The following is an 8,892-nucleotide window of genomic DNA, read 5'->3' as shown; positions in this document are numbered from 1 at the left end:
GCTCGCCAACCCTGAGGGTTAGCGAGCTTATTTAACATGCTTTCGGATGTCAATTGAAACTTAACCGATACTTCCTTCCATTTCGAACTTGATCAACCGGTTCATTTCCACCGCATATTCCATCGGTAGCTCTTTCGTGAACGGCTCGATAAAGCCCATAACGATCATCTGCGTGGCTTCTTCTTCGGTCAAGCCGCGGCTCATCAGATAGAAGAGCTGCTCCTCGGATACCTTCGATACGGTCGCCTCATGCTCCAGCGTGATGTTGTCGTTCATGATCTCATTGTACGGGATCGTATCCGACGTCGACTCGTTATCGAGAATCAGCGTATCGCATTTGATATTCGATTTCGCGCCTTCCGCCTGACGGCCAAAGGAGGCGAGACCGCGGTACGTGACCTTACCGCCATGTTTGGAGATCGACTTCGACACGATCGTCGACGTCGTATCCGGCGCAAGATGAATCATCTTCGCGCCGGCATCCTGAAGCTGGCCTTTACCGGCAACGGCGATGGACAACACGCTGCCTTTCGCGCCGCGGCCTTTCAGGATAACGGCTGGATATTTCATCGTCAACTTGGAACCAATGTTCCCATCGACCCATTCCATGTTAGCGTTCTCTTCGGCTACCGCACGTTTTGTAACCAGGTTATAAATGTTAGGAGCCCAGTTCTGGATCGTCGTATAACGAACGCGCGCGTCCTTCTTCACGATGATTTCCACGACCGCGCTATGCAGCGAGTTCGTGCTGTAGACCGGCGCTGTGCAGCCCTCAGTGTAATGCACGAAGCTGCCCTCGTCGGCAATGATCAGCGTCCGTTCGAATTGCCCCATGTTTTCCGAGTTGATCCGGAAATAAGCCTGCAGAGGCACTTCACACTTCACGCCTTTCGGTACGTAAATGAAGCTGCCGCCGGACCATACGGCGCTGTTCAGCGCCGCGAACTTGTTGTCCGCCGCAGGAACCACTGTTCCGAAATACTCCTTGAACAGTTCCGGATATTCACGTAAGGCGGAATCCGTATCCATGAAGATCACACCTTGATCTTCCAGATCCTTCTGAATGCTGTGGTAGACGACCTCCGATTCGTATTGGGCGGAGACGCCGGCCAGGAACTTCTGCTCGGCTTCCGGAATCCCCAGCTTATCAAAGGTTTCCTTGATTTCTGTCGGGACTTCTTCCCACGTTTTGCCTTGTTTCTCAGAAGGTCTAACATAATACTGAATATCGTCAAAATCAAGCTCGCTCAAGTCGCCGCCCCAACGCGGCATCGCCATTTTCTCGAACTGCTCGAGCGATTTCAGGCGAAAATTAAGCATCCATTCCGGCTCGTCTTTGATGCGGGAGATCTCCGTCACGATTTCGCGGGTTAAGCCTTTACCCGATTGAAAGATCGACTTATGCTCATCCCGGAAGCCGTATTTATACTCTTCCAATTCCGGTGCTTTTTTGGCCATGTTCGGCTACCTCCTTAGGGAATTAGTTATCCGCTTGGATTCCTTTTTTCAGCGCGTTCCAAGCTAATGTAGCGCATTTGATGCGGGCAGGAAATTTATTAACGCCAGATAAGGCCTCAAGATCTTCGTAATCGTCAAAGTCCACCGATTCTCCCATCATCTGACGGGAGAATCGTCCGGCAAGATCCATCGCTTCATCGAAGGTCCGACCTTTGACGGCCTCCGTCATCATCGAAGCCGATGACATGCTGATGGAGCAGCCTTCGCCAGTAAACCGGGCGTCCTTGACGATATTTCCTTCCACAATGAGCTGCAAGGAAATCCGGTCACCGCAGGTCGGATTGTTCAAATCAACCGTCAGCGCACCTTCCTCAAACTTCCCGCGGTTACGCGGGTTCTTATAATGATCCATTATGACTCGGCGGTACAGATCGTCCAGTTGCATCACCCAAAATACTCCTTTGTTTGGATTAAAGCTTCCGCCAGTCGGTCGATATCCTGTTCCGTATTGTACAAATACAGGCTGGCTCTAGCCGTTGCGCTCGCTTCAAGCCAGCGCATAAGCGGCTGGCAGCAGTGATGGCCCGCCCGGATGGCGATGCCGGAAGCATCAAGCACGGTTGCAACGTCATGCGGATGAATATCCTGCAGATTGAAGGTAATCAAGCCCACTTCGCGCTCACGCGGTCCATATAGCGTCAGTCCTTCAATTTCCGCCAAGCGATTCATTGCATAACCGGCGAGTTTGGCCTCATGTCGGTGAATTTCCTCAAGCCCGATGCTCTCCAGGAAATCGATGGCCGCCGCCAGCCCAACTGCGCCAGCGATGATCGGTGTCCCACCTTCGAATTTCCACGGAAGCTCCTTCCAGCTTGATTCATACAGCCCGACGTCGTCAATCATTTCCCCGCCGTATTCGATCGGCTCCATGGATTCCAGCAGTTGCTTCTTCCCATATAGTACCCCAATTCCGGTAGGCGCGCACATCTTGTGGCCGGAAAAAGCGTAAAAATCCGCATCCAGCTCCTGTACGTTGACCTTCATGTGCGGGGTGCTTTGGGCGCCGTCAACGACCATGACTGCCCCGTTGCGATGAGCGATAGCCGCGAGCTCCTTGATCGGGTTCACGACACCAAGAACGTTGGAAACGTAGGCCGTCGCCACAATCTTCGTCTTCGCGGTAATCGTCTTCTCCGCATCCGCCAGATCGATATGACCGTCCGGCTGCAGCGGGATATATTTAAGAACCGCTTTCTTCTTCATAGCTAATTGCTGCCAAGGAATCAGATTACTGTGGTGCTCCATCGGGGTAATCACGATTTCGTCCCCTTCTCCAACAGCAGCGACTCCGTAGGAAGAAGCGACCAGATTCAGTGCCGTGGTGGTGCCTCGGGTAAAGATAATTTCTTCCCGGCGCGCCGCACCGATGAACCGGGCCACCTTCTCGCGGGCGTTCTCGTAAGCGTCGGTCGCCCGACTGCCCAATGTGTGAACGCCGCGATGCACATTCGCATTATCCCATTCGTAATAGTGCTTTAACGCTTCAATCACGACGGCCGGCTTCTGTGAAGAAGCCGCACTGTCGAGGTATACGAGCGGATGCCCGTTGACTTCTTGCTGCAAAATCGGGAATTGTTTCTTGAGCTCTTCGGCATGAATGCTCATTGTCCCAACTTCCTTTCCACCAAACCTTGCAGCTGCTTCTGCAGCTGTTCCAGCGGAATATCCGATACGACTGGCGCGAGGAAGCCATAGATGACTAGGCGCTCTGCATCTGCACGTGAAATCCCACGAGACATCAAATAGTAGATTTGCTCCGGATTGACTTGCCCTACGGAAGCCGCGTGTCCTGCCGTGACATCATCCTCGTCAATCAACAGAATCGGATTCGCGTCTCCACGGGCTTTCGGACTTAGCATTAACACTTTCTCCGTTTGCTGGCCGTCCGCTTTGGTGGCACCCTTCTCAATCTTCGTAATGCCGTTGATAATAGCGGTCGCCTCTTCCCGTATGACCGCTCGGGTGATCATTTGGCTGGCCGAGCTCTTACCGAAGTGAACCGCCTTCGTCGTGTAGTTCAACCTTTGTTTTCCTGAACCGACGGCGATCACCTTCGCATCGGAGCTTGAACCGTTCCCTTTCAAAATGGACAACGTTTCGCTCGCCGAATCGCCGCTGTTCATTTCGCCGATAATCCATTCGATACTGCCGTCATTTTCAACAACGGCGCGACGGTACGTCATATCCGTCGCTTGCTCGCCCAAATGGTGAACCGTGGCGAATTGGACTTTGGCTCCTGGTTTAATGATCACTTCGGCTGCACCGTTATGCACTATGTTTCCTTTAAGATTCACGGAAATATAATTGTCTACGTAAGTAACACGGCTGTTCGTATCCGCTATGACCAAGACATGGGGGGCAAACGCAGCTTCCGCATCATCCAACAGGAAGATGCTCTGCAACGGCTGATCGATCACCACGTTCTTAGGAATATACAGAAATACCCCGCCGTTCCATAATGCTGCATGCAAAGCGGATAGCCGATTTTCATCCGGTTTTACAACGCTGTGCAGATGCGCCTTCACGAGATCGCCATGCTCACGCACCGCCGTTTCCAAATCCGTGAAGATCACGCCTTGGCTGGCCAATTCTGGCGCCAGTCGGGTAAATACCGTATCCGCATTACGCTGAACGAGCAAATTGCTCTGCTCCGTCAGCTCTACCAGCGTTTGAACGCTCTCGGGAAGCTGTTGCGGATTTGCGCCGCGGGTTTCGTCAAGCTTTCCATAGTTCGTTAAATCCCAGCGGTCAATCCGCGTCTTCTCCAATTTAGGTAGTTCCAGTTCCGCCGCAAGCTGCAGCGCCTTCGACCGACTGTCCGTCAGCCAAGCCGGTTCGCCGCGCTTAGCGGAAAGTTGTTTCAGTTGCTCCGCTTCTACCGGAAGTACGGTTTGTGTCGTCATTCTCTACTCCTCCTTCCGATTAGGCTTCTTGACCGACCGTTTCGTCCACGATGCCCAGCTCTTCCTTGACCCAATCGTAACCTTCAGCCTCCAGGCGCTCGGCAAGCTCAGGACCGCCGGATTTCACGATACGGCCTTGCATCATGACATGAACGAAGTCCGGTTTGATATAGTTTAACAGGCGTTGGTAGTGGGTAATGATCAGGAAGCCGCGGTCTTCGCTGCGCATGGAGTTAACCCCATTGGCAACGATCCGCAAGGCGTCGATGTCGAGACCGGAGTCGATTTCGTCCAGTACCACGATTTTCGGATCCAGCAGCAGCATTTGCAGGATTTCGTTCCGCTTCTTCTCGCCGCCGGAGAAACCTTCGTTCAAATAACGATGGGCGAACTCTGGATTCATTTCCAGCACCTTCATTTGCTCTTCCATTTGACGGATGAATTTAATCAGGGAGATCTCGTTTCCTTCGCCGCGGCGTGCGTTAATTGCACTACGCAAAAAATCCGAGTTCGTAACCCCTGCGATTTCGCTAGGATATTGCATCGCGAGGAACAAGCCTGCGCGAGCACGCTCATCAACGGCCATCTCCAAGACATCTTCGCCGTTCAGCGTCACTTTGCCGTCCGTCACTTCATATTTCGGATGGCCCATCAGCGCAGATGCCAGCGTACTTTTCCCGGTTCCGTTAGGTCCCATGATGGCGTGGATTTCCCCGCCTTTTATCTCAAGATTGATCCCTTTCAGGATCTCCTTCTCCTCGATTGTCGCTTTAAGTCCCTCAACTACAAAATGCGTTGCCATGTAACTGCTCCTTCCATCCACGAATATTAACGTTATTTGCTCAGGGACGCCGCCCTTGTTGTTGCCATTATATCATAATAATTATCATATTAGAATGATTCTAAGTGATTCTCATTGATTCTCATTTCATTCTAACCTACTTTATTGGCATAAGCAACGTATGCCAGCGGATATAAACTGAAGTGCTATACGGTTTGTCACAGACAAGTCGAAATCCCCTTGAACCCCTCATGTAAAAAGGACCTGGCCCTTGCTTACGGCCAAGCCCTTGTGGTAATACCATGGTCCTCCCACAGATCGGTCAATCCAAATACGCCCGGAGCATCCACATCTGTTTCTCCAGGCTGCCGATGTAGCCGGTCAGCAGATCACTGGTGGCGTTATCCTCCGCCTTGTCAGCGAGCGGAATCCCTTCGTTATACGCCTCGGTCAAGGTTGCCAGATCCTCCAGCAAGTGCTGCACCATCGCCTGCGGTTCTTCCTTCCCGCCTGCCTCCTGAATCGTTGCAAGCTCCAAGTACTCCTTAAGCGATGCGGCCGGGTTCCACTTCAACGAAAGCATCCGTTCAGCGATCGCATCCATTTGTGCAGAAACTTCATTATATAGTTCTTCAAATTTGGCATGCAGTCGGAAGAAGTTGCTTCCTTTCACGTACCAATGATAGTTGTGCAGTTTCACATAAAGCACATTTAGGTTAGCGACCTGTTCGTTCAACAGCTGCTCCAGGCTGGACTTCTTCGTTTTTCCTGTAGATCTTGCTTCCGAATTAGCCATCCTCATCCCCTGCTTTCTATAGAATAAGATGTCATTATCTTACCCTAATTCAAGTTTGGCGAAACAGGAAGATGAGGAGGGGCCAAACCTGCTCCGCGCCTGGTTCCTCAAGCAAACGCTTTTATTTTCACTTTCCAGCAATGCTCAGTGTTTTTTTCTTAAATTTGGACTATGATTGTTGTATTAGTGGTGCTATGATTATTGGGTATTTTGAACAGAAAAGGATAACACGCAATTTTTGGGGGAATTATGGACAATCAGACTGGTCAACATCATGAGGAAGAATTGGGCTATTTGTTCAACGTCGAAATTCTGATCAAGGGCACGACAAACCCGTTGGCACTGCAAGCACTGCTAAAGCTGCTGAACGGCGGCCCTGACATCATAGATTACCGCATCAATTCCGGAATCGAATTGGGACAAATCATTGAATCGACCTTGGCTTCACGCAAACAGTCCCGTATCGATAAAGCTAGAGCTGCTACGACTAAGAGCAGCGGCAAGGAAGCACCCAAGTCGCAGGCCGCGACGGAGAAGAAGACGAGCGAGCCAACCTCGGGCAATTTTAAGGAGCTCGCATCCAGCGACGAATTCCAGGCCTGGATTCAAAGCTACATCACCGGGAACAAGCTGGTCCGGTTGTACATCAACCGAAACGGCAAGCGGACAAGTATTCCGTGCCGGATTCTGAATTTCCTTCCGGAAACCTATGCGCTGAACGTATACCATGTTGACGAGAAGCAAGTGTATACGCTTAAGTTGAGCGAGGTCATCGACTTTTTGGATACGTAAATGGATGAAAAGGGCTGACGTTTCCTGCCTCAGGATTCGCCAGCCTTTTTGTTTTGTTACTACTATTCCATTTAAATTCTTTAAGCCCCAGGCCGAGAGCCGCCCTTCCAAGCTTCGAGCGCGAGCAGCAACCAACCTCCCAGGAACGCTACGCCTCCCAGCGGCGTCACCGGGCCAAGCCATCGCAAGTCCAACGTGGCTAGTCCGTATAAACTGCCCGAAAATAATATCACACCGATCAGGAATAACCGTCCGCTCCACAACAGGCGCCGGGATTCTCCCCATTTACCGGCAAATAACGCGGCCAGCAGCATCGCGATGCCATGAATCATCTGGTAATGAACTCCGGTCTCAAACGTCCCCATGGCGGACTCGCCGATCCGCTCCTTCAGGATATGAGCGCCGAACGCTCCAAACGCCACGGCTAACAACATCACAATGGCTCCGATTCCCGCATATTTTCGCTGCATATTTATAAATCGCCCCTCTCTGATTTCGTCCATAGGCTTCATGTCCATCATACCGCAGGGCTTCATCTATTTTCCAGCGTGATTCCATCCAAAAATATCCTTGCAATTTTCGGAGGGATATTCGAAGATGTTCTTGAAGTAGGTTTACATTACCGTATTAAAGGAGATTTAAAATGATTGATCACCCATCGGAGCAAGAACCCGTATCACCTTACCATGCACCACAAGAACCGGCTTATCGGATGAAATTCTCCGGCCCCGGCATCGCTTCATTCGTACTCAGCTTGCTTGCCGTCATCGGCTATATCACTTCACTGGCGCTGATTACGTCCACAGTGCTCGATATCATGGACCAGCCTGCGAATGTCATCGCCGAAGACCTGCTGCAGCGAACCGGTGCTCTGCTCGGCATCCTGCTGTTTCTCGTATCCGGTTTGCTGGACTTGATCGCACTCATTCTGGGCATCATCGGCCTGGCAATCAAAAACCGGCGTAAAGTGTTTGCGATACTAGGCACGATATTCTCAGCGTTGTCTTTACTCTTGCTCATCGTGTTATTCGTTTTGGGCAGCCTTACCGCCCCGTAACAGCGACGGTTTGCAATTGCCGTGGAAAGCCCCAAGTCCCGCGGGTACGGTTACGCGGACTTGGGGCTTTTCCTAGTCTCGTTCTTTTTGTTAAAATAGTGAGAAGTTGTTTATTTCATCATCTAAGAATTCGTATTAACTAACCAAGGAGACTGCTTATGTCTAATGTGAAAATTTTCGCGGATAGTACCTCAGACCTTCCATCAGGCTGGGCTGAACGGTATGAGATCGGACTGGTCCCGCTTTACGTCGTATTCGGTGAAGAGACGTTCCGGGACGGGATCGACATTACCCCGCCCGATATCTACCGCCGGGTGGAGGCCGAGGGAAATCTGCCTAAGACAACGGCTCCCTCCCCGAAAGACTTTATGGATGCCTTTGGACCTTATATCAATCAAGGACGGGACATCGTGTATATCAGCTTGTCCTCCAAGCTCTCGTCCACATACCAGAACGCGCAAATCGCTGCCGCGGAATTTCCCGAGGGCCGAATCCATGTCGTTGACTCCCTTACCCTGTGCAGCGGGATCGGATTGCTCGTCATGAAGGCGGTGCAGCTGGCCGAGAAAGGCTTTGAAGCTGCGGAAATCGCCGGACAAGTCGCCGCAATGCGTCCACAGGTGGAGACCCAATTCGTTATCGATACGCTGGAATATTTGTATAAAGGCGGACGCTGTTCCGGTATGCAAAATTTTATCGGCAGCCTGCTGCAAATTCGACCGGTCCTGAAGCTGGTGGACGGAAACATCATTCCGGCTTACAAGGTGCGGGGCCGTAAAGAGAAAGCCGTGCAGCAAATGCTCGACAACGCCATGGCCGACAAGGACAATATGGACCAAGACCTGATCCTGGTCGCCCATACCCTGGCGGAGGAAGAGGCGCAGCGGTTAGCCGTCATCCTGCGGGAGCAGACCGGTGCACGTGAAGTCGCCATCGCGGAAGCCGGCTGTGTCATTTCGAGCCACTGCGGACCGCACACGGTCGCGATTATGTATACAAGAAAACAACAACCGGCTTCCTAAGTCCCATAGATAACCAATGAACT

General features: G+C 51.7%; 10 protein-coding genes. 3 read left to right on the top strand and 7 right to left on the bottom strand.

The window, feature by feature from the left end; translation table 11 throughout:
* Positions 1-60 precede the first annotated feature (60 nt).
* The 6 genes from sufB to M0651_RS02655 form a co-directional block, all read right to left on the bottom strand.
* Entirely contained in the window at positions 61-1,458 is a 1,398-nt protein-coding gene (gene sufB / locus M0651_RS02680; protein WP_248550282.1) for a Fe-S cluster assembly protein SufB, read from the bottom strand.
* A 22-nt stretch (positions 1,459-1,480) separates the two neighbouring features.
* Entirely contained in the window at positions 1,481-1,903 is a 423-nt protein-coding gene (sufU, locus tag M0651_RS02675) for a Fe-S cluster assembly sulfur transfer protein SufU (RefSeq protein WP_248550281.1), read from the bottom strand.
* Positions 1,903-3,123, bottom strand: a complete 1,221-nt coding sequence (locus M0651_RS02670) for a cysteine desulfurase (protein WP_248550280.1) — start codon at positions 3,121-3,123, stop codon at positions 1,903-1,905. The genes sufU and M0651_RS02670 overlap by 1 nt, the downstream gene beginning before the upstream one ends.
* Positions 3,120-4,421: a Fe-S cluster assembly protein SufD gene (sufD, locus tag M0651_RS02665; RefSeq protein ID WP_248550279.1), complete on the bottom strand. Its 1,302-nt coding sequence runs from the start codon at positions 4,419-4,421 to the stop codon at positions 3,120-3,122. Before sufD ends, M0651_RS02670 begins: the two co-directional genes overlap by 4 nt.
* A 19-nt stretch (positions 4,422-4,440) precedes the next feature.
* Positions 4,441-5,223: a Fe-S cluster assembly ATPase SufC gene (sufC, locus tag M0651_RS02660; RefSeq protein WP_248550278.1), complete on the bottom strand. Its 783-nt coding sequence runs from the start codon at positions 5,221-5,223 to the stop codon at positions 4,441-4,443.
* Positions 5,224-5,524: 301 nt separating this feature from the next.
* Positions 5,525-5,998: a Dps family protein gene (locus M0651_RS02655; RefSeq protein ID WP_248550277.1), complete on the bottom strand. Its 474-nt coding sequence runs from the start codon at positions 5,996-5,998 to the stop codon at positions 5,525-5,527.
* A 249-nt stretch (positions 5,999-6,247) separates the two neighbouring features.
* Here M0651_RS02655 and M0651_RS02650 point away from each other — a divergent pair, with 249 nt between their 5' ends.
* Positions 6,248-6,790 (top strand): hypothetical protein, encoded by a 543-nt coding sequence (locus M0651_RS02650; protein ID WP_248550276.1) that lies wholly within the window; start codon positions 6,248-6,250, stop codon positions 6,788-6,790.
* Between the two features lie 80 nt (positions 6,791-6,870).
* Here the strand turns inward: M0651_RS02650 and M0651_RS02645 are convergent, their stop codons facing one another.
* A complete protein-coding gene (locus M0651_RS02645; protein ID WP_248550275.1) occupies positions 6,871-7,260 on the bottom strand; it encodes a DUF423 domain-containing protein in 390 nt (129 codons plus the stop codon).
* Positions 7,261-7,433: 173 nt separating this feature from the next.
* On the opposite strand from M0651_RS02645, the gene M0651_RS02640 reads away from it, so the two are divergent.
* On the top strand, positions 7,434-7,847 hold the full coding sequence (locus M0651_RS02640) for a hypothetical protein (protein ID WP_248550274.1): 414 nt from the start codon (positions 7,434-7,436) through the stop codon (positions 7,845-7,847).
* 158 nt (positions 7,848-8,005) lie between these two features.
* A complete protein-coding gene (locus M0651_RS02635; protein WP_248550273.1) occupies positions 8,006-8,869 on the top strand; it encodes a DegV family protein in 864 nt (287 codons plus the stop codon).
* Positions 8,870-8,892: the final 23 nt, after the last annotated feature.

It is taken from the genome of Paenibacillus mellifer (assembly GCF_023195895.1).
Taxonomy (GTDB): Bacteria; Bacillota; Bacilli; order Paenibacillales; family Paenibacillaceae; genus Fontibacillus; species Fontibacillus mellifer.
This window is presented reverse-complemented; position numbering and strand designations above follow the sequence as displayed.

Excerpts from the sequence above, each read along its gene's own strand:
- sufB (WP_248550282.1), bottom strand. The coding sequence starts at position 1,458 with ATGGCCAAAAAAGCACCGGAATTGGAAGAGTATAAATACGGCTTCCGG.
- sufU (WP_248550281.1), bottom strand. The coding sequence starts at position 1,903 with ATGCAACTGGACGATCTGTACCGCCGAGTCATAATGGATCATTATAAG.
- M0651_RS02670 (WP_248550280.1), bottom strand. The coding sequence starts at position 3,123 with ATGAGCATTCATGCCGAAGAGCTCAAGAAACAATTCCCGATTTTGCAG.
- sufD (WP_248550279.1), bottom strand. The coding sequence starts at position 4,421 with ATGACGACACAAACCGTACTTCCGGTAGAAGCGGAGCAACTGAAACAA.
- sufC (WP_248550278.1), bottom strand. The coding sequence starts at position 5,223 with ATGGCAACGCATTTTGTAGTTGAGGGACTTAAAGCGACAATCGAGGAG.
- M0651_RS02655 (WP_248550277.1), bottom strand. The coding sequence starts at position 5,998 with ATGGCTAATTCGGAAGCAAGATCTACAGGAAAAACGAAGAAGTCCAGC.
- M0651_RS02650 (WP_248550276.1), top strand. The coding sequence starts at position 6,248 with ATGGACAATCAGACTGGTCAACATCATGAGGAAGAATTGGGCTATTTG.
- M0651_RS02645 (WP_248550275.1), bottom strand. The coding sequence starts at position 7,260 with ATGCAGCGAAAATATGCGGGAATCGGAGCCATTGTGATGTTGTTAGCC.
- M0651_RS02640 (WP_248550274.1), top strand. The coding sequence starts at position 7,434 with ATGATTGATCACCCATCGGAGCAAGAACCCGTATCACCTTACCATGCA.
- M0651_RS02635 (WP_248550273.1), top strand. The coding sequence starts at position 8,006 with ATGTCTAATGTGAAAATTTTCGCGGATAGTACCTCAGACCTTCCATCA.